The sequence below is a fragment of the Aromatoleum aromaticum EbN1 genome, assembly GCF_000025965.1.
Classification (GTDB): domain Bacteria; phylum Pseudomonadota; class Gammaproteobacteria; order Burkholderiales; family Rhodocyclaceae; genus Aromatoleum; species Aromatoleum aromaticum.
Window position 1 is genome coordinate 4,130,278 of record NC_006513.1, and the last position, 23,865, is coordinate 4,154,142.

Consider the following 23,865-nt stretch of genomic DNA (forward strand, 5'->3'; position numbering starts at 1 on the left):
CCCGAGGATCCCACGCCGTGCTGCCCGCGTCGCTGCGACTGAACGTCGACCTCCTGCCCCAGCCGACCGAAACCACTTGCGGGCCGACCTGCCTGCACGCGGTGTATCGGTACTGGGGCGAGGACATCTCGCTCGACGCGGTGATCAGGCGCACGCGCGCGCTGATCCATGGCGGCACTTACGCAGTGTTCCTCGCGTGCGACGCGCTCGCGAACGGGTTCGAAGCAACGATCTACACATACAACCTCACCGTGTTCGATCCGACCTGGTTCCGCAACAGGATGGACATCGCCGAGCGGCTGCAGGCGCAGCGCGAAGTCAAGGACAACCCGCGCCTGCTGCACGCCACCGAGGGTTACCTCGATTTCCTGCGCCTCGGCGGGCGGTTGCGGTTCACCGACCTGTCGCCGCCGATGTTGCGCGGGCTGCTGCGCCGGCGGTATCCGATCATCACCGGGCTCAGTTCGACGTTCCTGTACCGCACTGCGCGGGAATTCGGCCCGAACGACATTCCGGACGACGTGCGCGGCACGCCCTCGGGGCACTTCGTCATCATCGCGGGATACGATCGGCCGGCACGCCGCCTGCTCGTCGCCGACCCGTACGGCCCCCATCCCTACGGCGGCATGCGCGAATACTGGATCAGGATGGATCGCGTCATTGCTTCGACACTCCTGGGCATCGTCACCCACGACGCGAACCTGCTGGTGATCTCGCCGCGCAAGCCCAAGCCTGCCGACCCGGAGCTGTCGTGAATTCGCTCATCGTCGTCGAAGACCCCGGCGACTGGCCGCTGGGCGAGAGCGGCCCGCCAGTCGTTCCCGCCCGCAGTTACCTGACCGACCCGGCCTACGGCGAAGACCGCTCGGCCCGCGTGTTCAACCTGTGCCAGTCGTTCCACTACCAGAAGCTCGGCTACTACGTTTCGCTGCTCGCCGAGGCGCGCGGGCATCGGCCGTGGCCGCCCGCCGGCACGATCGAGGACCTGCAGTCGCAGAACCTCGTCCAGGTGCTGACGAGCGAGCTCGCACAGCTTGTCGAGCAGACCCTCGCGCCGCTGAAGTCTGCGCAGTTCGAGCTGAGCGTGTATTTCGGCCTGAATGTCGCGCAGCGCTACAACGTGCTCGCCGGCCAGCTCTTCAAGCTGCTGCAGGTGCCGCTGCTGCGAGCCCGCTTCGAGCGCGTCAAGGGCCACTGGCAGACGCGCGCGATCGACCTCATCGGCATCAACGACATCCCGCCGGAGCATCGGCAGTTCGCATTCGACGCCGCCGCACGGCATTTCGCGCGGCGCAGCACCGGCCCGCAGAGCGCCGCGCGACGCTTTCGCATCGCGATCCTGCACAATCCCGAAGAAGCCCACCAGCCGTCCAACGCCGCAGCGCTGCGCAAGTTCGCCGCGGCCGCGACCGCGCTCGGCATGCAGCCCGAGTTCATCCTGCCCGGCGATTTCGGCCGCCTGCCGGAGTTCGACGCGCTGTTCATCCGCGACACGACTTTCGTCCACCATTACACCTACCGGTTTGCACGGCGGGCGAAAGCCGAAGGCCTGATCGTCATCGACGATCCGGACTCGATCCTCAAGTGCAACAACAAGGTGTACCTCGCAGAACTGCTCGCCCACCACAACCTGCCGGCGCCGCGTACGCTGCTGATCCACCGCGACAACATCGACCAGATCGTGCCGTTGCTCGCGCTGCCGTGCGTGCTCAAGCAGCCGGACAGTTCGTTCTCGGTGGGCGTCGACAAGGTCAGCGATGAAAACGAGCTGCGCGCGAAAGTCGCCGAACTGCTCGAGATGTCGGACCTGATCGTCGCCCAGGAGTGGCTGCCGACCGAATTCGACTGGCGCGTCGGCATTCTTGACGGGCGTGTGATCTTCGTCTGTAAATATTACATGGCACGTGGCCACTGGCAGATCATCGACCACAGCAGCGAAACCGGGCGCAACGAAGGTCCGACCGAAGCGCTCGCTATCGGCGAAGCGCCCGAGGACGTCGTGACGATCGCGCTGCAGGCGGCGAACCTGATCGGCGACGGCTTCTACGGCGTCGACATCAAGCAGAGCGGCAATCGCTGCTGCATCATCGAGGTCAACGACAACCCGAACGTCGACGCCGGCAACGAGGACGGGGTGCTGAAGGACGCGCTCTATCGCGAAGTGATGGGCGTGTTCCTGCGCCGCCTGGAACAGGACCGCAGTGGAGGAAATCCGACATGAGTCCGGAACACCCGACCCACGTCCGCACAAGCCCGCACGGTGCCGGGCAGACCTGCGCAAGCCGCGCCCCGGTGCTGGGCGTGTTCGACGGCTACGGCGTCGAGATCGAATACATGATCGTCGACCGCGGCGGACTCGACGTCCGCCCGGTCGCGGACGAATTGCTGTGCCTCGGTGCCGGACATCCGGCGGCCGATGTCGTGCGGGGCGACATGGGATGGTCGAACGAGCTCGCGCTGCATGTGCTGGAAGTCAAGAATCGCGTCCCGTCCGCTGCGCTCGACGCGCTGCCCGAAGCTTTCCATGCCGAGATCACCGCGATCAACACGCTGCTCGGGCGGCACGGCGCGCAGCTCCTGCCCGGCGGCATGCATCCGTGGATGGACCCGCATACCGAGACACGGCTGTGGACGCACGAGAACTGCGCGCTCTACAGCACCTACGACCGCATTTTCGACTGCCGGCGCCACGGCTGGGGAAACCTGCAGAGCGTGCACCTGAACCTGCCGTTCGGCGACGATGAGCAGTTCGCCCGCCTGCACGCCGCGATCCGCCTGGTGCTGCCGATCCTGCCGGCGCTCGCAGCGAGCTCGCCGATCGCTGACGGGCGCGTGACGGGATTCATGGATTACCGCCTCGAAGTGTATCGCGACCACCAGCGCCAGCTGCCCTCGTCGATCGGCGAGTGCATTCCGCGCCCGAGCGCTTCCCCGGCCGAATACCGCGCGCAGATCCTCGCGCCGATGTACCGCGAAGCGGCCGAATACGGCGATGGCGGCGTGCTGCAGCACGAATGGCTGAACGTACGCGCCGCGATCCCGCGCTTCGAGCGCAACGCGATCGAGATCCGCGTCCTCGACGTGCAGGAATGCCCGCAGGCAGACTTGGCGATCGCCGCCGTGACCGCGGCGCTGGTGCAGCGTCTCTATGATTCGTACCACTCCGCGCCCGATGCCGACGCGACGATCCGCACCGCTGCCCTCGCGAGGACGTTTCGCGCGTGCCTGCGCGACGCCGAGCAGACACAGATCGACGACGCGAGCTATCTCGCGCAACTCGGGCTCGACTGCGGCCCATGCCGGGCGCACGAGTTGTGGGCGCGCGTCATCGACCTGCTGGTCGCCGAGGACCGCCTCGCGCCGCGCTGGCACGCACCGCTGCAGCTGATCCTCGAGCGCGGCCCGCTCGCGCGCCGCATCGTCGCCTCGCTCGGCGAGGACGCCGGCCGGTTGCAGATGCGCGACGTTTATCGGGAGCTGGGCGAATGCCTGCGCGACAACCGCCAGTTCGAGGGGACCACGTAGCATCCACGGCACCGGACGCGACAGGGTGCGACGCTCGGGTCGCCTTCGTCGTTTCCTGCGAGCACGGCGGCAACCGCGTGCCGCCGCGTTACCGTGAGCTGTTCGCGAGGGCACAGGCCGCGCTCGACAGTCACCGCGGCTACGATCCGGGCGCCCTCACGGTCGCACGCCAACTGGCACGGGCACTCGTCGCACCGCTCGTCGCGGCGACGACCACGCGCCTTCTCGTCGACCTGAACCGCAGCCCAAGCCATCGGAAGCTCCACTCCGAATGGATCCCCGCCTCGCCGCCCGACATCCGCGCGGGCATCCGGGCGCGCCACTACCTGCCCTACCGGCGCCGGATCGAAGACCTCGTCGCCGCCTCGATCGGCCGTGGACAGCGGGTCGTCCATGTGTCGAGCCACAGCTTCACGCCAGTGTTCGACGGCGTCGTGCGCAACGCCGATGTCGGCATCCTCTACGATCCGGGCCGTCCGGGCGAAGTGGCGCTGAGCGCGCGCTGGATCGCGGCGCTTCAGGCGCGCGCGCCGCACCTGAAAGTGCGGCGCAACTACCCTTACACCGGAAAATCCGACGGATTATGTGCGTGGCTGCGGCGCCACCACGCTGCCGCCGACTACGTCGGCATCGAGCTCGAAGTCAATCAGCGGCATGTCGCGCCCGGGCGCGCCGAGTGGCGCGCGTTGCGGGCTGCGATCATCGCCTCGCTCGCCGAGGCGCTGGAGCTTGAGAAACGCGCTTAGCCCGCAGTCGGCACATGACGACGCCGGGTCGCCGATACGTGACGTTCATGGCGCTCGGGCACGATCGGACGCCGCGCACCGCGCGCACCGAGGAGGCCGCCACCGGCGCCGGCCAGGAGCGACAGCAGGATCGCGGCGCTCAACCAGGCACTCGCCGCCGACGCGGTCTGCGCGACGTCGATGCGCTCCCCGCCGCCGGCCTGTGCATCGGCTCCGGAAGGCGAACGGCCGGTCAGCGCCAGAGCCTGCTCGGCGGCACGACTGGCCTGGTCCGGGCTCATGCCGAAGCGGTTCTGCAGCACATTTACGGTTGCCGCCCGATCACCGCGTTCGAGGCTCGACAACAGCTCGCCGACTCCGGACTCGCCCGGCACTGCGGCTGCCGAGGCTGCCGCCGTCGTCGCCGTGTTCGCCGCCATACCGAACATCCCGCCGAGCGCGTTGCCAGTAACCGATCCGGTGAGGATCGCAAAGAACAGCATCGTCGCCCCCCAGGAGACGACGCCGTGCAGCATGCCGTCGGAAGTTCGCCGCAGGCCGGACGAGCGGGAAGCGACGTAACCGCCGATGAACGCCGCGATCAGCATGCTGACCGTGTTCCACGTCGCCGCGGCGATCGAGATGCTCCCTCCTTCCGGACGCTCTCCCGCGCCGACGACGGCAAGACCGGCGGCGATGCCGATCAGCACGAACAGCACATGCACGCCCAGACCGACGGCAAAACCGGCGATCACCGCGCTCCAGCGGATGCTGTACAGCGGAGTGCCTTCCGGCTCGATCGTTACGCTGCTCACGCCTACGGGGTCCACGCTTCTGGTTTCCGATCTGATTTCCATGGTCTGTCCTTCCGTTTGAGAGGGTGAAATGCTCGTCCGCAAGCGAACGCGCGATTCCATCAGCAACATCCGTACCGCCTGCGGAAACCCTGTCGGGGCAGGCGAAACTCCCCAAAACGGGCGGTCGGATGACACTCCGGAAGCGCAATTCTTACGCCGCGCTGTAACTTCTACTTACGGCACCCACCCTTCCTCACACCGAGGTCATTGCTTCACAACTATTCTTGCACCGCTCGCAGGCGAAGATGCATTCCTCCATCTCGTCGAGATCGCGACAACTGCTGATGCACGCGTCGCAGATGTCGGCACAGACTGCGCACACCTGGCGGTGCAGCGTCGAGTTGGTCGCCATCACGTTCGCGGCCGCCTGGCAAATCTCCGCGCAGACGATCATTGTGCGCAGATGTTCCGGCTCGACATGGCGGCCGCCTTTTTCGAGACAGTGCCCCGTCGCCATGCCGAGGCAGACCATCTGACAGCGCCGGCACAGCTCGATGCAGGCCAGCATTTCAGGCGATAGCGTGGTTTGTTGGGACATCGGAAAACCTCCTCTGAAAAAGGTACGGCACTGGCGCCGGTGACGCGGGTGTTGCAAACACCGTACCGCCAGGTCGCAGTCCCCGCTGCACGTCACCCGTTGACGATCTCGCCACCGTTCGGATGCAGCACCTGCCCCGTCATGTAACTCGAATCGCTGCTCGCGAGGAAAATGTAGCTCGGCGCGACCGCGTCGGGCTGGCCAGCACCGCCCAAAGGCTGCTTTTCGCCGAAATGCTCGACTTTTTCAGCCTCGAAGCTCGCCGGGATCAGCGGCGTCCAGATCGGGCCCGGGGCCACGCCATTCACGCGTATGCGGCGCTTCGCGAGCGACTGGGCAAGTGACCGCGTGAACGACACGATCGCGCCTTTCGACGCCGAATAGTCGATCAGGTGCGAACTGCCACGGTACGCCGTCACCGACGTCGAGTTGATGATGCAGGCGCCCTCTTTCAGGTGCGCCAGCGCGCAGCGGGTAAGGTCGAACATCGAGAACAGGTTGGTGCGGAAAGTGCGTTCGAGCTGCTCGCGGGAGATCGCTGCCAAGTCCTCCTGCGGATGCTGTTCGGCGGCGTTGTTGACCAGGATGTCGAGGCGGCCGAACTTCGCAATCACCTTTTCGACGACGTCCGCACAGAACGCCTCGTCGCCGACATCCCCGGCCAGCAGCAGGCACTTCACCCCCTGCGCCTCGATCTGCCGCTGCGTATGTTCCGCGTCCTCGTGCTCGCACAGATACACCACCGCCACGTCCGCGCCTTCCTTCGCGAAGCCGATCGACACCGCACGCCCGATGCCGCTGTCGCCGCCGGTGACGATCGCGGTTTTTCCGGCGAGCTTGCCCGAGCCGTGGTAATGCTTCATTTCGTCTTCGGGGCGCGGCACCATCGGCTCCTCGTGCCCCGGCTGCGTGTCCTGGTGCTGTGCTGGAATCTGCTCAACGGTTGCCTGGTCGCTCATTGCAAGTCTCCGCGTGCGAATCGCGCCACGTCGCGGCCCGCGGCCTGCGATTCATCGGGTGGTCAGCGCGCTTCCCCGAGGACGACCGTCTGCAGCCAGCCGCGGATCTGGCGCACGTGCGCCTTTTCGTTGTCGCGCGCGCTGCGGAACTGGGGCAAGAACTGGTCCTGGTCCGCTTCCGCCGTCAGGCTGATCAGCAGCTCCCAGCTCGCATCGTCGGCAAGCTCGGCGATCAGCATCGCTTCGAGGCAATGGACGAGCGTCGTGCGCGGGTCGGTGAGGACTTGCATCAGGCCGCTGATCGCGACTGCGGAAACAGCTGCAGCGGGCGTCTGCGCAGTCGAGTCCGCGCCGAGCGAATCGAGCGCGGAAGCGAGCACGTGCATGTGCGCCAGCTCGTCATCGCGCAGGCGCTGCAGATCGTCGACCGAGAACGGCATCCGCTGCTGTCTGGCGAGCGCCGCCGCCTTGTCCATCAGTGCCTGGTAAAGGCGCACGCCGATACGCTCGAAGGCGAGCCGTTCGCCGAGCTTGTCGACCAGTACTTCGGGCTTTCTCGCGCCGAGCTTCGATACCACCGCAGTGAATGCGCTGGTCAGCACGCCGGGCATCGGCACCGAGCCGATGCGTTCGGCCTCGACCGTGTAGTCGCCACGTACGGCAGCGATTTCCTCCTTGCCGTCGGGCATCTCGTCGGCAGCGCTCACCTCTTCCGGCACCCTTTCGTCTGCATACAACTGCATGCTGTGGACCGACAAGGGCGAAGACTGTGCACCGGTGCGGTTGAATCCAGGTTCGGTGCCGTCATCCATGATCTTTCCTTCCACACACTCGGTTTCGCCGAATAACCACCCGAGCAGCGGGTGGATATCCCGTGTCGAGTTCATGCTGCTTTGAGCGACCGGTTGAGTTCGGTGCCCGACGTCCAGTGATAAGCCGCCGCCACTCGCGTCGAGGGCGACCCATCGGCATTGATCCTGCGGCGGTATTCACGGGATACCGAACTCTCGCGGGCGGACTGGACGAAATCCACGCCGTTCGCGCGCAGGTCGACTTCCGCTGCGAGCACGTCGCGGACGAAGTCACGCTGGCTCTTGAACTCGAGCGGCGCCGGCAGCGTTCGCCCCAGCACTTCGGCCGGATCGCGCTTCTCGTACTGCTTGAACAGGTCGCACACGTGATGCAGATGGCCCAGTTCGTAGTCGCAGAAACGCTCCCACATTTCACGGATGCGCGGATTGCTTTCAGACTGGGCGCAGCTGTAGTAGCCGTAGACTTCGGTCGCCTCATGGAGCAACCACAGTTCCAGGAAGCTTTGCCGCGGGTCCAGCAGCGAGCCGTACTGTGTCGTGTGCTGCTCCTCGACCGACGCGATCTCCGCGTACAGCTGCCGCGCGACCGGATCGGCGAACATCGGGCCGATCGTCATGTAGTAGTCGTGCGTCTGGTATTCGGCAGCGGTGATCAGCGTCGCATGCAGCTTCGTCAGGAGCGTGGCATCCCGGCCGTGCGGCAGCCGCAGGTCATCGACCGACGCGCGATGGCCGTCGACGGTCGGACGGCCCGGGGCGATGTCGGTGTGCCCCTGCAGGATGTTGTTCGAATCCTTGCCTTCGAGCCGGTCGAGCAGCGCCGAGTAGCGATAGAGATGATCGAAATCCTCGAGCAGCCCGAAGCGGTAGACCTGGGCGAGATACGCGTCCGGTTCGCGCTGGGCGACCGCGGCAGTCACTTCGACGGCGACCTGTTCGTACGCGATCGTCGTCTCCAGCGGCGAATGGTCGGCCGACAACAACCAGTTCACTGCCGTTGCCTGGTGTTGCTCGATGCGGCGAATCCGGGCAAGCGACTGTCGCAGTTCGCTGTTCATCCGCATCCCCATGTGGGACAGCCGCAGCGCGTCGAGCTCGAGCGCATTCATCAGGAGGATGCGTACGCGCGTGAAAGCCTCATCGTCGAGCTTGCTGATCGGCTTTCCCGCCATGTCCTTCCACGTCAAAGACTGCTTGTCGATCGGTACCCCTTTATTTCCGAGCAGATCCACGGCAATTCCCTCCGGACGATAAGACTTCAGGGGGCTCGGGCCGGACAGGCTCGTGCCTCATCACGGGAAAATCTTGCAAATCCCGTGCCTACGGCATCAGCAGGGCCATGACAGCTTCGCGCCCTGTCGACGTGGGAATAAAGACCACGTCCATCTCTTCCGCGCGCCGTCGCCGCTGCGATGTCGTGGGAATTTTCTCCACGCCGGCTGTAGAAATTACAAGTGCGAGTAAGAAATATGCGTCGCTTCCGCTCAGCGGGCCAGCGTCGACAAGTGAAACAACTCTCTCGGCACGCAGGCAGCGAGGTTGCTAAGGTGAATCATTGCCGTCGCCGTGTGGCGCGAAACAAACAACAACAACGGACAGGAGAGTCATCGTGCAGACGATTTCGCCACTCCCACTCCTACTCCCCGGCGCCGTGCAACGCGTCACCCCGGCAGATTTCCGGTTGCGGGCAATGGCGGCGCGCAGTCGTCCGGCAACACGAGGCAGATCCTTGCGCTTCACGCGCCGCTGGCGACCGCCCGGACTGGCCGGCGGCATGTCGTTCGCGCTGGCGTTGTTCGCTGCGGCGACCACGTGCCCCGCCGCTCAGGGCGTCGCGTTGCAGGCCGGAAGCTACGACTCGGTCGATAGCGTCGGAGTGCAGTGGCTGCTGCCAGTCTGGTATCGCGCCGAATGGAAGAACTGGCGCATTGCCAGTCACCCGGAACTCCAGTTGAACCTCCTCCGCAGCCATTCGGACAAAGCGGCCCAGGCAGGCGCTTTTGCGACGTTCCGCATCTCTCCGATTCGTAGCGGCGCGTACCCCTATCTCGAGGCGGGCCTCGGCCTGCACCTGTTCTCGGAAAAAAAAGTCGGACGCAGGAACCTGTCCACCCGCTTCCAGTTCGGCGAACTGATCGGCGCCGGCATCGCATGGGGAGGCAGGGCCGGGGGCGAAGGCGAGACGTCAGTGGGCTTGCGGCTGAGCCATTATTCGAATGCCGGGCTGAAGCAACCGAATCACGGCATCGAGGTGTTCCAGCTCACGGTCAGCCATCGCTTCTGACAGGACGGCAATCAAATATAACCGTTACAACCGTTCGCTCTGAGCCTTTCGACTTCGCGCAGGCCAGGCTTGTCGAAAGGCGCTGCCAAGGCTTCGACAAGCTCAGCCCGAACGGTATTTGGTCGGGTCAATGGCTTCCCTGCGGCGACGCCGCAATTTCCGCGAGCGCCGAGAGCGGAATGCGTACCCATTCCGGACGGTTGTCCAGTTCGTAGCGCAGTTCGTAGAGCAGCTTCTCGATGACGAACAGCGTCACGAAATCCGCCGCGACGGCCGCGTCCGGCGGAACGGAAGGCAGCGGCGCGACGACCTCGCCGTACGCCTGCATGAAGCTCCGGACCACTCCCTCCTTCCATTCGGGCAGCGCGCGCGCGAGCGCCTCGGCGTGCTCGGGGCGCGCCTGGAGGTGGTGGTATCCAACTGTGCGTACCGCGTAGTCGAACGAACGCAGCATGCCGGCGACGTCCCGCAGCGGCGAATGCCTGCATCGCCGCTCGTCGATCGACCGCGCCGGCTCGCCTTCGAAATCGACGATGACGAAATCGTTCTGCACGATCAGCACCTGCCCAAGATGCAGGTCACCGTGCAGCCGCGTTTTCACGAGGCCGGGTGAAGCCAGGTCGAGCCCGGCGAGGCGTGCGACCAGCAGGTGGTGCGCCGCCAGCACCTGTCTCGCCTCGTCGCGGGCGCGCTCGTCCAGACGCGGCAACGCCGCTTCGAGAAGGCTCAGGGTGCGCTCGACATCGCCGATCACCTGAGCCCGCCACGCTTCGACTTCCGCGTCGCCGAGCGGCTCCGGGACAAACGCCGGATCAGTGCCGTGCGCGAACGCCGCATGCATCTCGCCGATGCGCCGCCCGAGCGTCTGCGCGAGCAGCAGGTAGACCCGGTCCATCCCCTCGGCCTCGGGTTCGTCGGCCGCCGCGGCGGGCCAGGTATCGGGAGAAAAGAGCCGGTCCAGATGATTCAGCGTGTAGTCCCACGCGTTGCCCTGGTTGTCGACGAATTCCTGCAGCATCGCCAGCGCCGCGACCCGGCCGTCGGGCGCGATGTATTCGACCGAGCCGGCGACCGCCGCGACGCGTGAAAACTCCGGCGCGCTGCCGAGGAAATAGCCGACTTCGATTTCCGGGTTGGTGCCGAACTGCAGTCGCCGGTAACCTTTCAGGTACAGCCGCGAGCCGAAGAACACGCCGGTGTTGGTCTGCTCCTGCAGCGGCTGGCGCACCTCGTCGCCGAGCGCCTCGGCGAACCGCGCATAGTGTTCGCTCGCCGTGAAGCGCAGGCTGCCGCCGCCGAGCGGCTGCGGTCCGCCCCCGCCCATGCTCTGGCCGAGCGCGCGGCAATACACCGGATCGATGAACGCGTCGTAGAGGATGCCGATGCGCGCCTTCTCGCGGACACGGGCGAGCGCCGCCGCGCCGAAACGATCGACCGGGTTGTCACCGGCCGTCTCCCACGCGATGCCGAGCGGCAGGAAGTACAGGTGCGACGATCCACTCGCCAGGCTGACTTCGAGCAGCGCGAGCAGCCAGTTGCCGCCGCCGGCGGCCCATTCCTGCTCCTCGACGACTTCGATGCGCGTCACCGTCTCGCCTTTCGCTGCGAACCACCGTCGCGCCTGCAGGTACGGCAGCAGCACTTCGTTCTGCAGCTGGTCACGGCTGCGGGTGGCGATCGCGCGGCGCACCGCGCTGCCGCCCTGGTGGCCGCGGAAGAACGTGCGCCAGCCTTCGGTGAGCACGAGGATCGGCAGCTCGGTCTGCGGCAGCCGCTCCTCGTGCCAGTTCGGCGGCGGCGCATCGGCCGACAGCTCGAAGGCGAAGAAGCCGTGGCCGGCGAGCGTCAGCAGATATGGCAGCTTGCCAACTGGAGGGAACGGCACGCGGCCGACGATCTCGACCGGCACGCGTCCCTCGAAGCGCGCGAGGTCGAGTTCGACCGCCTGCGGCGTGCGCGCGAGGTTCGCCACGCACAGCACGCTCTGGTCGCGATACTCGCGCAGGTAAGCGAGCACCTTGCGGTTGCCCGGCTCGAGGAATCGCAGCATGCCGCGGCCGAACGCGCGCGAGCTGTTGCGCATCGCGATCAGCCGCCGCGTGAAGTTCAGCAGCGAATGCGGGTTGCGCGCCTGCGCTTCGACGTTGATCGCCTGGAAGCCGTAGATCGGGTCCATGATCGGCGGCAGGTAGAGCTGCTGCGGGTCGGCGCGCGAGAACCCGGCGTTGCGGTCCGGCGTCCATTGCATCGGCGTGCGCACGCCGTCGCGGTCGCCGAGGAAGACGTTGTCGCCCATGCCGAGCTCGTCGCCGTAATAAAGGATCGGCGAACCGGGCATCGTCAGCAGCAGGAAGCTCATCAGCTCGACGCGGTCGCGGCTGTTCTCGAGCAGCGGCGCCAGCCGCCGCCGGATGCCGACGTTGATGCGCATGCGCGGGTCGTTGGCGAAGAACTGCCACATGTAGTCGCGCTCGCGGTCGGTGACCATCTCGAGCGTCAGCTCGTCGTGGTTGCGCAGGAAGATCGCCCACTGGCAGTTTTCGGGGATGTCCGGTGTCTGGCGCATGATGTCGACGACCGGGAAGCGGTCTTCCTGCGCGACCGCCATGAAGAGCCGCGGCATCAGCGGGAAGTGGTAAGCCATGTGGCATTCGTCGCCGTCACCGAAATACTCGCGCACGTCCTCGGGCCACTGGTTCGCTTCGGCGAGCAGCACGCGGCCGCGGTAGTGCGCGTCGATGCATTTGCGGATCTCGCGGATCACGTCGTGCGTTTCGGGCAGGTTCTCGTTGTTCGTCCCTTCGCGCTCGCGCAGGTACGGAATCGCATCGAGGCGGAAGCCGTCGACGCCCATGTCGAGCCAGAAGCGCATCGTGCGCAGCACTGCCTTCAGCACGTTCGGGTTCTCGAAGTTCAGGTCCGGTTGGTGGCTGAAGAAGCGGTGCCAGTAATACGACTTCGCGACCGGATCCCACGCCCAGTTCGACGTCTCGGTGTCGGTGAAGATGATGCGCGTGCCGCTGTAGCGCGTCGGATCATCGCTCCACACGTAATAGTTGCGCTTCGACGACCCGGCCGGGGCGCGGCGCGCGGCCTGGAACCACGCGTGCTGGTCCGACGTGTGGTTGACGACCAGTTCGGTGATCACGCGCAGGCCGCGCCGGTGCGCCTCGCGGACGAATTGCCGGAAATCCGCGCGCGTGCCGTACGCCGGCAGTACTCCGTGGTAGTCGGCGACGTCGTAGCCGTCGTCCTTCAGCGGCGACGGGTAGAACGGCAGCAGCCAGATCGTGTTGACGCCGAGGTCGCGGATGTAGTCGAGCTTGCGCGTCAGACCGTTGAAGTCGCCGACGCCGTCGTCGTTGGCGTCGAAGAACGCCTTGACGTGCAGCTCGTACACCACCGCGTCCTTGTACCAGAGCCCGTCGTCGGTTTCCTTGTCCGGCGCGGCCATTGCGGGCAACAGATCCATCGTCGACAGCCTTTACAGGAAGTAGTCGAAATCGCGTTCGCTGCGCACGCGGCGGCGCAGCACGAAAAGGTGCGCCGGAACGCGCTGCGGGTCGAGGCGCACGAAGTTGCGCGCGCTGCTCCACAGATAACGCGCACCGGACAGCAGGTCGTGCATCTGGAAGCTCGTCCCGGGCGTGATGCCCAACGCGCCGAGGTCGAGGTCGAGCCAGCCCGAATGGACGTTGTGCGGATCGAGATTCGCGACGACGACGACGATGTTGTCGCCTGCCTCCGCCGTCTTCGAGTACGCGATCAGCTGGTCGTTGTCGATAGGCAGGAAACGCAGCGACGTGTTGTCATGCAGCGCCGGATTGTCGCGGCGCACGCGATTGACGCGCCCGATCAGCGCGGCGAGGCTGTCGGGCCGATCGAGGTCCCATTCGCGCAGCTGATATTTCTCGGAATTGAGGTATTCCTCGCTGCCCGGCTCGCGCGGCACGTGCTCCATCAGCTCGAATGCCGGACCGTAGATGCCGTAGGTCGCCGCCAGCGTCGCCGCGAGCACGAGGCGCACGACGAACGCCGGCCGGCCGCCCAGCTGCAGATATTCGGGCAGGATGTCGGGCGTATTGGGCCAGACGTTCGGGCGGAAGTAACCGGCGCCTGGGCCGTGCGCGAGCTCGGTGAAATAATCGGTGAGCTCGGCGCGCGTGTTGCGCCACGTGAAGTACGTGTACGACTGCGTGAAGCCGAGCTTCGCGAGCCGGTGCATGACGCGCGGCCGCGTGAAGGCTTCGGCGAGGAAGATCGTGTCCGGATGATCGTGGCGGATGCTCGCGATCGCCCATTCCCAGAACGGAAAAGCCTTGGTGTGCGGGTTGTCGACGCGGAATATCCGCACCCCTTCGGCGATCCAGTGGCGGAAGATGCCGGCGAGCGCGTGCCACATCGCCTGCCAGTCGCCGGTCTCGAAGTCGAACGGGTAGATATCCTGGTATTTCTTCGGCGGGTTTTCGGCGTACTGCACGCTCCCGTCGGGCCGGCGGCGAAACCACTCGGGATGCTCGGCGACCCAGGGATGGTCCGGCGCGCACTGCAGCGCGATGTCGAGCGCGAGCTCGACGCCGTGTTCGCGCGCCCGCGCAATCAGGTAGCGCAGGTCCTCGACGGTGCCGAGCAGCGGGTGCACCGCAAGATGACCGCCTTCCGCGGCGCCGATCGCCCAGGGGCTGCCGACGTCGTCCGGCCCGGCGACGAGCACGTTGTTCGGTCCCTTGCGCCGCTCGCGGCCGACCGGATGGATCGGCGGCAGGTACAGCACATCGAAGCCCATCGCGGCGATGTCGGCGAGACGGTCGGCGCAGCTGCGCAGCGTTCCGTGCGCGCCGGCGACGGGCGCGGTCGACCGCGGGAAAAGCTCGTACCACGCGCCGAAGCGCGCGAGCGGACGGTCGATGTCGAGCGGCAGCATCGGGTGGACGGCAGCGAAGCGGCGGTCCGGATGGCGTGCCGCGATCTCGCCGAAGCGCGCATCGAGCCCCAGCGCCTTGAGCGCCTGCGCATCCGCGCCTTCGGCCTGGCTCGCGTCGCGCAGCCGCCGCGCCCACGCCGCGAGCCGCTCGCGGTCGTCGCCGATCGTCGCGCGTTCGGCGGTCTCCTCGATCAGGTCGGCGCCGATCAGCCCCGCCATGCGGATGTCGTCGGGCTCGATGCGCCGCGCGAGATCCCGGCGCCACGACTCGAACGCATCGACCCACGCCGTGACCGTGTACCAGCAGCGCCCGATCTCGCCGAGCCTGATGCGCCCGCGCCAGCGGTCGTTGCCGATTGCCGTCATCGGCACCACATGCCACTGCTCGTCCTGGTCACGCCGCCAGCACAGCATCGCGAGCACTGCGTCGTGACCATCGGCGAAGCAGTCGGCCTCGACGTCGAACTCGTCACCGGCGACGCGCTTGACGGCAAAGCGACCGCCGTCGACCTGCGGCGTGACCGATTCGATGACTGCGCGAATCCGCCCTTCGTCCGGCACGCGGCGCGCATCATCGATTACGTCAGCTGTCCGGGCGCGCATCGTCGACCTCCGGAATCAGGAACAGCACCGCCAGCGGCGGCAGCGTCAGCGTCAGCGACTGGTAATGGCCGTGCGCAGGCACCGGCACGGTTTCGACGCCGCCCAGGTTGCCCGCCCCGCTGCCGCCGTACAGCGTCGCGTCGCTGTTGAGGGCCTCGCGCCAGAACCCGGCGCGCGGCACGCCAAGCGTGTAGTTCGGCCGCGTCACCGGCGTGAAATTGCAGATGACGAGGACAGTGGCGCCGTTGCGCGACTTGCGCAGGAACGACAGCACGCTGTTTTCGCTGTCGTCGCTGTCGATCCACTGGAAACCGGCTTCGTCGAAATCGAGCTCGTGCAGCGCGGCGCGCTCGCGATACAAGCGGTTCAGGTCGCCGACCCAGTGCCGCAATCCGGCGTGTTCCGGCCGGTCGAGCACCCACCATTCGAGTTCGCCCTCGTGCGTCCATTCGCGCCGCTGGCCGAACTCGCCGCCCATGAACAGCAGCTTTTTGCCGGGATGCGCCCACATGTAGCCGAACAGCGCGCGCAGCCCGGCGAACTGCTGCCAGCTGTCGCCGGGCATCTTGCCGATCAGCGAGCCCTTGCCGTAGACGACTTCGTCGTGGGACAGCGGCAGCACGAAGTTCTCGTGGAACGCGTACCAGATCGAGAACGTGATCCGGCCGTGGTGGAACTTGCGGAACAGCGGGTCGTGGCGGAAATAGTCGAGCGAGTCGTGCATCCAGCCCATGTTCCATTTCATGCCGAAGCCCAGGCCGCCGACATACAGCGGGCGCGACACCATCGGCCACGCAGTCGACTCTTCCGCGATCGTCTGCACCCCCGGGTGGTCACGATACACCGCCTCGTTGAGCCGCCGCAGGAACGCGACCGCGTCGAGGTTCTCCCGGCCGCCGTAGCGGTTCGGCACCCACTCGCCGTGCTGGCGGCCGTAATCGAGATACAACATCGACGCGACCGCATCGACACGCAGCCCGTCGATATGGAAGCGTTCAAGCCAGAACAGCGCGGACGACAGCAGGAACGCACACACTTCGTGGCGCCCGTAATTGAAGATGCACGAATGCCATTCCGGGTGGAACCCCTGGCGCGGGTCCGCATGTTCGTACAGGTAGGTGCCGTCGAACTCGGCCAGGCCGTGCGCATCGCTCGGAAAATGCGACGGCACCCAGTCGAGGATCACGCCGACGCCCGCCTGGTGCAGCGTGTCGATCAGGAACATCAGGTCGTCCGGCGTGCCGTAGCGCGCCGTCGCGGCAAAATAGCCGGTCGTCTGGTAACCCCACGAACCGTAGAACGGGTGCTCCGAGAGCGGCATCAGTTCGACATGCGTAAAGCCCCACTCGACGACGTACGCGGCGAGCTGCGGCGCGATCTCGCGGTAGCCCGGCAGCGCACCGTCCTGCGCGCGACGCCACGAGCCGAGGTGCAGTTCGTAGATGCTGAACGGCGCATCGAGCGCGTTCGCACGGGCGCGCCCGGCCATCCACGCGTCGTCGGCCCAGCGGTGAGCGCTGCGCCACGCGCGCGAACCGGTCGCCGGCGGTACCTCCGCATACTGCGCGAACGGGTCGGCCTTCTCGGCGACGCGCCCGTCCTGGCACACGATGCTGTACTTATAGACGTCACCCGCCGCGACGCCGGCGACGAAACCTTCCCAGATGCCCGACCCGTCGTCACGCGGACGCAGCACTGCGGCATCGTCGCGCCACGCATTGAAGCTCCCGATCACCGCTACCGCCCGCGCGTTCGGCGCCCACACGGCGAAATGCGCGCCGGCCTCGTCTAACTGGCAGCCGAGCTTGTCGTAGAGCCGGCCGTGCGAACCCTCCCGGAACAGGTAGATGTCGTGTTCGGAGAGGCGGCTGTGCGTCGTCGTGGCGTCCATCCGGTCCCCCGCCTGGTCAGCGGATCCGTTCGATCGCGGCGCCCGCACTGCGGACCGGGGAGCCGGGCGCGCGGGGCGTGCCGTTGCGCATCGCCTGCAGGGCGCGGCGCTCCTCCTCGATCTCGCCCGCGGTGCGCACGCCCAGGCGCCGGAACAGCGGCAGCGGCGGGCACCAGCCCTGCAGCGCATGCTGCAGCAGGAACGCGCCGACGAGCGCGGGCAGCGCCAGGAAGCGGCGATCGACGAACACCGCCAGCGCCGTGCCGGCGAGCACCACCGAAGCGGCATTCGCTTCGAGCGTACGCTCGATGTCCCACTCCTCGTCCAGTTCCGCGAGCCGCCGGTCGATCTGCGCCGGCCCGCCGAGCGACGCGCGTTCGACGTTCTCCTGTGTGAGCTGCCGGATCCGTTGGTTGATGTGGGCTGCGGTATGCGCCGGGACGCGGTCTACGGTCGATGACAACATGGCTGCCTCCTGAAAGCTCAAAGCGCTAAGAGCGGACGCGAACGGGGCCGGGCCGGCAAAGCAGCAGCCTTGCCGTCGCGGCGCTGTCGCCATCCGCAAGCGCCGTGCCTTGGCGTCGCAGGCCGGTCAGGCCACTTCGAGCCAGTGCAGGCTGAACAGGCGTGCCGCATCGATCCAGTATCCGCGCGGCACAAACCCCGCCTGTTCGGCCAGCGAGCGGAACCCGTCGATGGTGTACTTGTAGGAATTCTCGGTGTGCAGCGTCTCGCCGGCGGCGAAACGGAATTCCCGGCCGGCAACCCGCACCCGCTGGGCGGCGAGGCTGACCAGATGCATTTCCACGCGTCGCGCGAGCGGCTGGTAGAACGCGTAATGGGCGAAACCGTCGTCGGTGAAATCCGCACCGAGCTCGCGGTTCGCCCGTGCCAGCAGATTCTTGTTGAAGGCCGCAGTGACACCCGCTGAATCGTTGTACGCGGCATGCAGAAGCGCCGGCTCCTTGACCAGGTCGACGCCGATCAGCAGACCGCCGCCCTCCAGCAAAACCGCAGCCATGCCGAGGAATCCGGTCGCCTCTTCCGGCGCGAAATTGCCGATCGTCGAACCGGGAAAAAAACCCACACGACGCTGCGCCCCGGGCAGGCTTGCCGGAAGATCGAACGCACGCGTGTAATCGGCGACGACCGGCCGGATCTCGAGCCGCGGGTAATCCGCCCTCAGCCGGCCCGCGGCCTGCTGCAGATGTTCGCCCGAGATGTCGACCGGAACGTAGGCACGCGGCCGTTGCAGCGCGTCGAGCAGCCGCCGCACCTTGCGGCCCGAGCCCGCGCCGAACTCGACGAGCTCCACGTCCGGACCGATGAGCCCGGCCAGTTCGGCTGCGTGGCGTTCGAGAAGGGCGAATTCGACGCGGGTCGGGTAATACTCCGGCAGCGTGCAGATGCGGTCGAACAGCGCCGAGCCTTCGGCGTCATAAAAAAACTTGCACGACACCTGTTTCGGTATCGTTGCCAGTCCGGCAAGCAGCGCATTGCAGAAGTCGTCATCCTCCGCCCCATCCGGCAGGGGATGCTGCGCCCCATCTGTTGTCGGTGCTTTCCACAACGGGCCTTTGCCCGGGTCACTCATCTGCATCGGCGTCCCCCTGCAATCGTCCGGCACCGGCCGCGGAGGGGGCCAGCCGCCTCGGGCGCATGGCAAAACCACGGCCCGGTTTTTCCAGTGTAGTAGGACAAGCGCGCAAGCGAACCCGTCGCATCGCTCCGAACGGGGTGCATTTGCCGTACGCCCGGCCTACTTGCGGTCCTGCTCGCGCTCGCCCGGAGACTTGTTCATGTCACGCCGTAAGGCCGGATCGTTCATATCGGGCCAGTGCTTCTCGTCGAAGCCCCGGCTCGTGTCGAACCCCTCGCGCGACTCCTTGAGCATGACCTTCTCATCGTCCGTAGAAAACTCGAACGAAGACAGCGGAAGCGGAATCAGCTTGTCGTCGGCGCTCCACGCCTTGTCCAGATCGAGCACGGCATACGGCACCGTTCCGTCCGCGAGGCTTACGACGAGATCCTTGATTTCGCCCGCGTTACGCTTCTCGCGGTCCTCGACCTTGACGTCGAGCAGCTTGCTGGCCTGCATCAGTTGCGGATTCGGTCCGAGTGCGGTGGGCCGGTCGGTCTTGAAATACTCGTCGACGCTGCGGCGATACGAATCGACGCCCCAGTCCGGCCAGTTGCCCGGCCCGAACCCGGGCGCTGCCTCGAGCCTCGAGCGTTGGATGTCGAGTATCAACTCGTCCTTGCCCGGGCCCCACCGCAACATGCTCACCGGATAAGCAAAGAGCTTGTCGGCAATCCCCGCGATGCCGCCGAACGACAACACCGCGTAATGCGCCGTCTGGTTTCGCACATCGACGACGAGGTCCTTGATCTCGCCAAGCTTTTCGCCGACCGGATTCTTTACTTCGGCGCCGATCAGCTTGCTCGCTCGCGCAACGCGCGACTGGGCGGCGGTAGCGGCGTCCGGGGCAGCGGCCGGCGGCGCTTCGCGCGTCGAAGTCGCGGGGGGAGCCGGGCGTTCTTCGGCAGCGTGTCCCATGTAGGCGGGCAGCCCGACGGCCGTTGCCGCGAGCGCAGCGATCAATTTGCGCTTGGTCCTTGCATTCATATTCATTTCGATCCCTCCTCATGACGGAGTGCGATGGAGCTACTACCCCCTCCCCGGGTCGGGCTCCCGCCCCTGCCTCGGCGAAGCAAGCGGAGGGCCCGACTGTCATGCGCGGAGCGCAATCGTCCTGCAATACCCGGTGCAACAACTACACGGCCTTGTAAGAAGCACCCGGCGACCCTGCTCGGCCCGCGCCGGTCACGCGCGCCCGTCCCGACAGCCTCCGGCCATGCCGCCAATGCGGCCCGGCATCCCGATTGCAGCAGCGCAAGCCCATCTTTGGCAGGAAATCCGCATGCAGCATCTCTTGCTGGACGTTCTGCAACCGCAGACGATCGTCGTGTTCCGGGCGCTGCAACTGGGCGACATGCTGTGTGCCGTGCCTGCGCTGCGCGCATTGCGTGCAGCCTGTCCGCACGCGCGCATCACGCTCGTCGGCCTGCCCTGGGCGGCGGCGTTTGCCACCCGCTACCCTCGCCATGTCGACGATTTCGTCGCTTTTCCCGGCTTTCCGGGCCTTCCGGAACAGCCTCCCGATTCGGCCGCACTGCCCGGGTTCCTTGCCGCGATGCGGGCGCGGCGAGCCGGTCTGGCGATCCAGATGCATGGCAACGGCACGATCACGAACCCGCTCGTCGCGCAGTTCGGCGCACGGTTCAACGCCGGTTTCGGCGCTCCGGGCAGTGGCGACGGGGCGTTCCTGCCGTATCCCGACGACGGCGCGGAGATCCGGCGTCTGCTCGCGCTGATGCGCTTTCTCGGCGCCCCGCCCGTCGGCGAGCAACTGGAGTTTCCGCTGACCGCTGCCGACCATGCCGAACTCGCCGCGAGCGGCGTCGCCGCGGGCCTGCGGCCGAATGCGTACGTTTGTCTGCATGCCGGCGCACGAGCAGTGGAGCGGCGCTGGCCGCCGGAGCGCTTCGCCGCGATTGGCGACGCCTTGCACGACGACTGCGGCCTGCCGCTGGTGCTGACCGGCTCGCAATACGAGACCTCGATCACCGCTGCGGTGACGGCCGCGATGCGCGCTCCCGCGATCGACGCTGCGGCGCCGATCTCCGCCGGCGCCCTTGCGGCGCTGCTGGGCGGCGCGCGGCTGCTGGTGTGCAACGACACCGGCGTCGCGCATCTCGCCGCGGCGCTGAAACTGCCGTGCGTGATCGTCTTCCGGGCCTCCGAGATCGCGCGCTGGGCGCCGCTCGATCGCGCTCTGCATCGACCGGTATGGGCGCCGGCGGCGCGCGATGACGGGGTCCAGCACGGCGGCGACGAAGACCTCACCGAAGTTCTGGCGCAGGCGCGAGCGCTGCTGGCGATGCCTGCGCGTCACGCCACAGTTCCAGCGCCAGCTCCGTGACTTCGGCGGCCTCGACGTCATCGACGAACGACGGGTCGTGGTCACATCGGCTGTCCAGGTTTTCGCTGCCGCAGACCGGGCATTGCAGCCGCAGCGACAGTGCATGCCGATGTCCTGCAGCGGTCAGCGGACCCGAAACGAACAGGTTCTTCAGCCAGTAGATTCCCACCGTCCGCGTGCCGACCGCGTGCGCGAGATGGAGCGGCCCGCTGTCGCTCGCGACGACGAGTTCCGCACGTCGCAGCAACGCCGCAAGGCCGTCGAGCGACAACAGGCCGCCTGCATCGAGGGCGGGCATCCGCATCGCCGCGACCACTCCGGCGCTGAGCTGCCGCTCATCGGCGCTCCCCTGCACGACGACGAGCGCGCCGGCCCGCACCAGCGCGTCGCCGACTTCGGCGAAGCGATCGATGCTCCAGCGCCGCCGCGCGTCGCTCGCACCGGGGCTCAACACCGCGAGCGGATGCGGCGGCAGAGGCAAGTGCTCGTCGAGCTCCGTCTCGTCGCGCTCCAGCACCGGCAGCGGCGGCTCGAGCGCCGCGGTGCGCGCTCCGGCGAGCGCGGCGACTTCGAGCAGCCGCAGGCGCTCGTTGTGCCAAGGCACGTACGGCAATGAACGCTCGAGCGCCGCGGCGCCAGGCGCACGCAGGCCGATGGTGTGTCGCGCATCCAGACGCAGCAGGAACGGATTCGAATACCTTCCGCCGCCGAACATCTGGCAGGCGAGATCGAAGTTGCGCCGACGCAGCAGCGCGCAGAACGAGTCGATCGCGCCTTCGTCGCAGATGGCGCCGGGTGGGGCCCCCACGCCCGGAACCGGCGGCAGGGCAACGACCTCGTCCACCAGCGGCGTACGGCCGTCGAGAAAGACCTTGTGCCACGGCTTGCCGAGCAGCACGATCCGGGCTTGCGGGTAGGTTTCCCTGAGCGCCGCAAGCGCCGGCAGCGCGAACACGAAGTCGCCGACGCCATTGGGCCGAAGCACCGCGATCGTCGCAACTTCGGCGAAACGCGCGGGAGGAGCGTTGCCCGCCGACCCCGTCATCGTGCCTCCAGCTTCGTGCGCAGCACGCGGGGAGCATCGACGTCACGCCGCGGCACCGTCGTCGCGAGCTCCTGGTGGTAGGCGCCCGACGGGATGATGCCGCAGCCTCCGTCGCGCGCCATGACTCGCAGCTGCGCGAACACGTCCTCGCCGCAGTGCTCGGGGGGCAGCTCGCGCCAGAATTCGAATCCGCCCGCAGCCTCCAGCTTCGCCCGGTCGAACAGCACGCAGCCGCCGACCCACGCGACACGATAGAGCCGCTGCCGGCCCGGCGTGAGGCCGAGATTCGTCTGCACGTGGTACAGGTTCGCAGCACTGTGCAGCTGGTGGCGTGCCCACTCCGGACTGTCCGGCAGCACCTCTTCGGGCTCGACCGGACCGTCCCAGAACTCGATGCGCTGCTGGTGCGGCCGCCGGTCCGCGGCATGACTCAGCCCGATCAATGCGCTGCCGACGAAGCCGCAACCCTGCTCCCGGATCGCCTTCAGCAGACGCTCGACGAGATCCGGCTCGACGAGGACGTCGTCGTCGAGAAACAGCACATAGGGCGCCTGCGCCTGGGCGAGCAGGAAATGGCGCTGCTCGGCGAGGCCCCGGCGCGGCAGGTGACGGTGGAACTCGACGGCATGCCCCTTGGCGGCGAGAAGCCGCACGACCGCCCGCACTTCGGACGAGGCCTCGACGTTGGACGTGGCGCCCTGGTCGGACACCACGATCCGCAGCGCACCGATGCTTTGCGCGAAAAGCGAAGTCAGCGTCACGGCGAGCGCCGCAGGCCGGTCGCAGGTCGGGATCAGCACATCCACGGCGAACGGCGTCTTCGCCGGCGCCGCACCATTTTCCGGGCGCGAGCGGCGGTACAGCTCGGGATTCAGCGACGGATCGTTGTACATCTTGAACTGCCGGTAGGTCCTGAAGCGCGCGACGCCGCAGCTCGCTTCGTCCAGCAGTCGGTCGAGACAGGCGGCGAGGTCGGTGCGCTGCGCGACCAGCGTCGCGAGCTTGTCGGCACACCGCTGCATGTGCTCGGCGCCGGCCTCGCGACGTTGCGATGCTTGGCGCATGTGATGGATCTTCAACGCCAGGATCGACAGCCGGTCGATGATCGCACCCGCGGTCTCGCTCGACAGCCGCGCATCGGGAGCGGGTGCCGACGCGACGCGCTCGAGAGCCGCGAGAAGGCAATCGTCCAGCGCCTCGACCGCGTCATTGCGCCGCTGGTTCAACGCATCGATGGTGCGCTTGCAACGCACGATTTCGTCGTCCGGCACGTCGGTGCGTCGCGCCCGGTCCTCTTCGCGCCACAACGCCGTGTTGGTGCGGTGGTTTTCCTCGATCCACTGCCACCACGGCGCCGGCTCGGCAGGCGACGGGGCATCCCCGCCGGCAAGGAGACCATCATGAAACGCGACGACGGAGGCGGCCTGCAGTTCAACGCGCGAAGCCGAATCAGCCGAAGCCGTCGCGGCTGCGGTTCCCTCAGCCAAGTTTGCCAATCTCCGCAGACACCGAGACGGGACTCTCATACTGTCGATCCGGAATCCGCTCGAGCGCCTCCATCACGTTCGCGTCAGCGCCTTTCTTGCGCGCCTGTTCGACAAGCTCCTGCTTCCCGACCGGGTAATCCAGGCCGCCGAGGAATTTCTGAACCTGGACCGGGTTCGGCACCGCTTGGCCCGACGTCGTTTCGTCTTTCTGCTGGCTGGCCATGATCGTCTC

20 protein-coding genes are annotated in these 23,865 nt (G+C 67.0%); 6 read left to right on the forward strand and 14 right to left on the reverse strand.

Annotated elements, in window-relative coordinates; all coding sequences use genetic code 11:
- Positions 1–17 precede the first annotated feature (17 nt).
- Genes EBN1_RS19670 through EBN1_RS19685 form a run of 4 tightly spaced genes read left to right on the forward strand, consistent with a single transcriptional unit; the run spans position 18 to position 4,271 of the window.
- Positions 18–755 (forward strand): cysteine peptidase family C39 domain-containing protein, encoded by a 738-nt coding sequence (locus EBN1_RS19670; protein ID WP_041646621.1) that lies wholly within the window; start codon positions 18–20, stop codon positions 753–755.
- A complete protein-coding gene (locus tag EBN1_RS19675; protein ID WP_011239741.1) occupies positions 752–2,221 on the forward strand; it encodes a RimK family alpha-L-glutamate ligase in 1,470 nt (489 codons plus the stop codon). The genes EBN1_RS19670 and EBN1_RS19675 overlap by 4 nt, the downstream gene beginning before the upstream one ends.
- Positions 2,218–3,525 carry a carboxylate-amine ligase gene (locus tag EBN1_RS19680; protein WP_011239742.1) on the forward strand — a complete coding sequence of 436 codons (1,308 nt, stop codon included), beginning with the start codon at positions 2,218–2,220 and terminating at the stop codon, positions 3,523–3,525. Before EBN1_RS19675 ends, EBN1_RS19680 begins: the two co-directional genes overlap by 4 nt.
- Entirely contained in the window at positions 3,486–4,271 is a 786-nt protein-coding gene (locus EBN1_RS19685; protein ID WP_011239743.1) for an N-formylglutamate amidohydrolase, read from the forward strand. Before EBN1_RS19680 ends, EBN1_RS19685 begins: the two co-directional genes overlap by 40 nt.
- On the opposite strand, the gene EBN1_RS19690 is transcribed toward EBN1_RS19685, so the two are convergent.
- The 5 genes from EBN1_RS19690 to EBN1_RS19710 all read right to left on the reverse strand — a co-directional run bounded on the left by EBN1_RS19690 (position 4,268) and on the right by EBN1_RS19710 (position 8,648).
- A complete protein-coding gene (locus EBN1_RS19690) occupies positions 4,268–5,107 on the reverse strand; it encodes a hypothetical protein (RefSeq protein ID WP_041646622.1) in 840 nt (279 codons plus the stop codon). The two genes, EBN1_RS19685 and EBN1_RS19690, sit on opposite strands and share 4 nt — an antisense overlap.
- Before the next feature lie 193 nt (positions 5,108–5,300).
- Complete coding sequence (locus tag EBN1_RS19695) at positions 5,301–5,645, reverse strand: four-helix bundle copper-binding protein (RefSeq protein WP_011239745.1); 345 nt, start codon at positions 5,643–5,645, stop codon at positions 5,301–5,303.
- Positions 5,646–5,737: 92 nt separating this feature from the next.
- Positions 5,738–6,604 carry an SDR family oxidoreductase gene (locus EBN1_RS19700; RefSeq protein ID WP_011239746.1) on the reverse strand — a complete coding sequence of 289 codons (867 nt, stop codon included), beginning with the start codon at positions 6,602–6,604 and terminating at the stop codon, positions 5,738–5,740.
- A 62-nt stretch (positions 6,605–6,666) separates the two neighbouring features.
- On the reverse strand, positions 6,667–7,416 hold the full coding sequence (locus tag EBN1_RS19705; RefSeq protein WP_011239747.1) for a ferritin-like domain-containing protein: 750 nt from the start codon (positions 7,414–7,416) through the stop codon (positions 6,667–6,669).
- A 71-nt stretch (positions 7,417–7,487) separates the two neighbouring features.
- Positions 7,488–8,648: a hypothetical protein gene (locus EBN1_RS19710; protein ID WP_011239748.1), complete on the reverse strand. Its 1,161-nt coding sequence runs from the start codon at positions 8,646–8,648 to the stop codon at positions 7,488–7,490.
- 497 nt (positions 8,649–9,145) lie between these two features.
- On the opposite strand from EBN1_RS19710, the gene EBN1_RS19715 reads away from it, so the two are divergent.
- Positions 9,146–9,700, forward strand: a complete 555-nt coding sequence (locus EBN1_RS19715) for an acyloxyacyl hydrolase (RefSeq protein ID WP_011239749.1) — start codon at positions 9,146–9,148, stop codon at positions 9,698–9,700.
- 127 nt (positions 9,701–9,827) lie between these two features.
- Here the strand turns inward: EBN1_RS19715 and treS are convergent, their stop codons facing one another.
- From treS to EBN1_RS19745, 6 genes are all read right to left on the reverse strand, one after another.
- A complete protein-coding gene (treS, locus tag EBN1_RS19720; RefSeq protein ID WP_011239750.1) occupies positions 9,828–13,172 on the reverse strand; it encodes a maltose alpha-D-glucosyltransferase in 3,345 nt (1,114 codons plus the stop codon).
- 12 nt (positions 13,173–13,184) lie between these two features.
- Positions 13,185–15,227, reverse strand: coding sequence for an alpha-1,4-glucan--maltose-1-phosphate maltosyltransferase (locus EBN1_RS19725; RefSeq protein WP_011239751.1), 2,043 nt, complete (start codon positions 15,225–15,227; stop codon positions 13,185–13,187).
- Positions 15,208–17,118 (reverse strand): 1,4-alpha-glucan branching protein GlgB, encoded by a 1,911-nt coding sequence (gene glgB, locus EBN1_RS19730; RefSeq protein ID WP_041646623.1) that lies wholly within the window; start codon positions 17,116–17,118, stop codon positions 15,208–15,210. Before glgB ends, EBN1_RS19725 begins: the two co-directional genes overlap by 20 nt.
- Before the next feature lie 16 nt (positions 17,119–17,134).
- On the reverse strand, positions 17,135–17,584 hold the full coding sequence (locus EBN1_RS19735) for a YgaP family membrane protein (RefSeq protein ID WP_041646624.1): 450 nt from the start codon (positions 17,582–17,584) through the stop codon (positions 17,135–17,137).
- A gap of 126 nt (positions 17,585–17,710) precedes the next feature.
- Positions 17,711–18,718, reverse strand: a complete 1,008-nt coding sequence (gene egtD / locus EBN1_RS19740; protein WP_011239754.1) for an L-histidine N(alpha)-methyltransferase — start codon at positions 18,716–18,718, stop codon at positions 17,711–17,713.
- A 159-nt stretch (positions 18,719–18,877) separates the two neighbouring features.
- Entirely contained in the window at positions 18,878–19,750 is an 873-nt protein-coding gene (locus EBN1_RS19745) for a PRC-barrel domain-containing protein (RefSeq protein WP_011239755.1), read from the reverse strand.
- Between the two features lie 289 nt (positions 19,751–20,039).
- Here EBN1_RS19745 and EBN1_RS19750 point away from each other — a divergent pair, with 289 nt between their 5' ends.
- Positions 20,040–21,101, forward strand: a complete 1,062-nt coding sequence (locus tag EBN1_RS19750; protein ID WP_041646625.1) for a glycosyltransferase family 9 protein — start codon at positions 20,040–20,042, stop codon at positions 21,099–21,101.
- Here the strand turns inward: EBN1_RS19750 and EBN1_RS19755 are convergent.
- From EBN1_RS19755 to EBN1_RS19765, 3 genes are read right to left on the reverse strand one after another with little or no spacing between them, the layout of a single operon-like run.
- A complete protein-coding gene (locus EBN1_RS19755) occupies positions 21,022–22,146 on the reverse strand; it encodes a glycosyltransferase family 9 protein (protein WP_011239757.1) in 1,125 nt (374 codons plus the stop codon). The genes EBN1_RS19750 and EBN1_RS19755 overlap by 80 nt on opposite strands.
- Positions 22,143–23,633, reverse strand: coding sequence for a DUF4254 domain-containing protein (locus EBN1_RS19760; protein ID WP_011239758.1), 1,491 nt, complete (start codon positions 23,631–23,633; stop codon positions 22,143–22,145). Before EBN1_RS19760 ends, EBN1_RS19755 begins: the two co-directional genes overlap by 4 nt.
- Positions 23,626–23,856: a DUF2795 domain-containing protein gene (locus tag EBN1_RS19765; protein ID WP_049780321.1), complete on the reverse strand. Its 231-nt coding sequence runs from the start codon at positions 23,854–23,856 to the stop codon at positions 23,626–23,628. Before EBN1_RS19765 ends, EBN1_RS19760 begins: the two co-directional genes overlap by 8 nt.
- Positions 23,857–23,865 lie beyond the last annotated feature (9 nt).

Bases quoted from the DNA above. Each gene is read 5' to 3' on its own strand.
- EBN1_RS19680 (WP_011239742.1), top strand. From the start codon at position 2,218: ATGAGTCCGGAACACCCGACCCACGTCCGCACAAGCCCGCACGGTGCC.
- EBN1_RS19685 (WP_011239743.1), top strand. From the start codon at position 3,486: ATGCCTGCGCGACAACCGCCAGTTCGAGGGGACCACGTAGCATCCACG.
- EBN1_RS19690 (WP_041646622.1), bottom strand. From the start codon at position 5,107: ATGGAAATCAGATCGGAAACCAGAAGCGTGGACCCCGTAGGCGTGAGC.
- EBN1_RS19695 (WP_011239745.1), bottom strand. From the start codon at position 5,645: ATGTCCCAACAAACCACGCTATCGCCTGAAATGCTGGCCTGCATCGAG.
- EBN1_RS19700 (WP_011239746.1), bottom strand. From the start codon at position 6,604: ATGAGCGACCAGGCAACCGTTGAGCAGATTCCAGCACAGCACCAGGAC.
- EBN1_RS19705 (WP_011239747.1), bottom strand. From the start codon at position 7,416: ATGGATGACGGCACCGAACCTGGATTCAACCGCACCGGTGCACAGTCT.
- treS (WP_011239750.1), bottom strand. From the start codon at position 13,172: ATGGATCTGTTGCCCGCAATGGCCGCGCCGGACAAGGAAACCGACGAC.
- EBN1_RS19725 (WP_011239751.1), bottom strand. From the start codon at position 15,227: ATGCGCGCCCGGACAGCTGACGTAATCGATGATGCGCGCCGCGTGCCG.
- glgB (WP_041646623.1), bottom strand. From the start codon at position 17,118: ATGGACGCCACGACGACGCACAGCCGCCTCTCCGAACACGACATCTAC.
- EBN1_RS19735 (WP_041646624.1), bottom strand. From the start codon at position 17,584: ATGTTGTCATCGACCGTAGACCGCGTCCCGGCGCATACCGCAGCCCAC.
- egtD (WP_011239754.1), bottom strand. From the start codon at position 18,718: ATGCAGATGAGTGACCCGGGCAAAGGCCCGTTGTGGAAAGCACCGACA.
- EBN1_RS19745 (WP_011239755.1), bottom strand. From the start codon at position 19,750: ATGAATATGAATGCAAGGACCAAGCGCAAATTGATCGCTGCGCTCGCG.
- EBN1_RS19750 (WP_041646625.1), top strand. From the start codon at position 20,040: ATGCAGCATCTCTTGCTGGACGTTCTGCAACCGCAGACGATCGTCGTG.
- EBN1_RS19755 (WP_011239757.1), bottom strand. From the start codon at position 22,146: ATGACGGGGTCGGCGGGCAACGCTCCTCCCGCGCGTTTCGCCGAAGTT.
- EBN1_RS19765 (WP_049780321.1), bottom strand. From the start codon at position 23,856: ATGGCCAGCCAGCAGAAAGACGAAACGACGTCGGGCCAAGCGGTGCCG.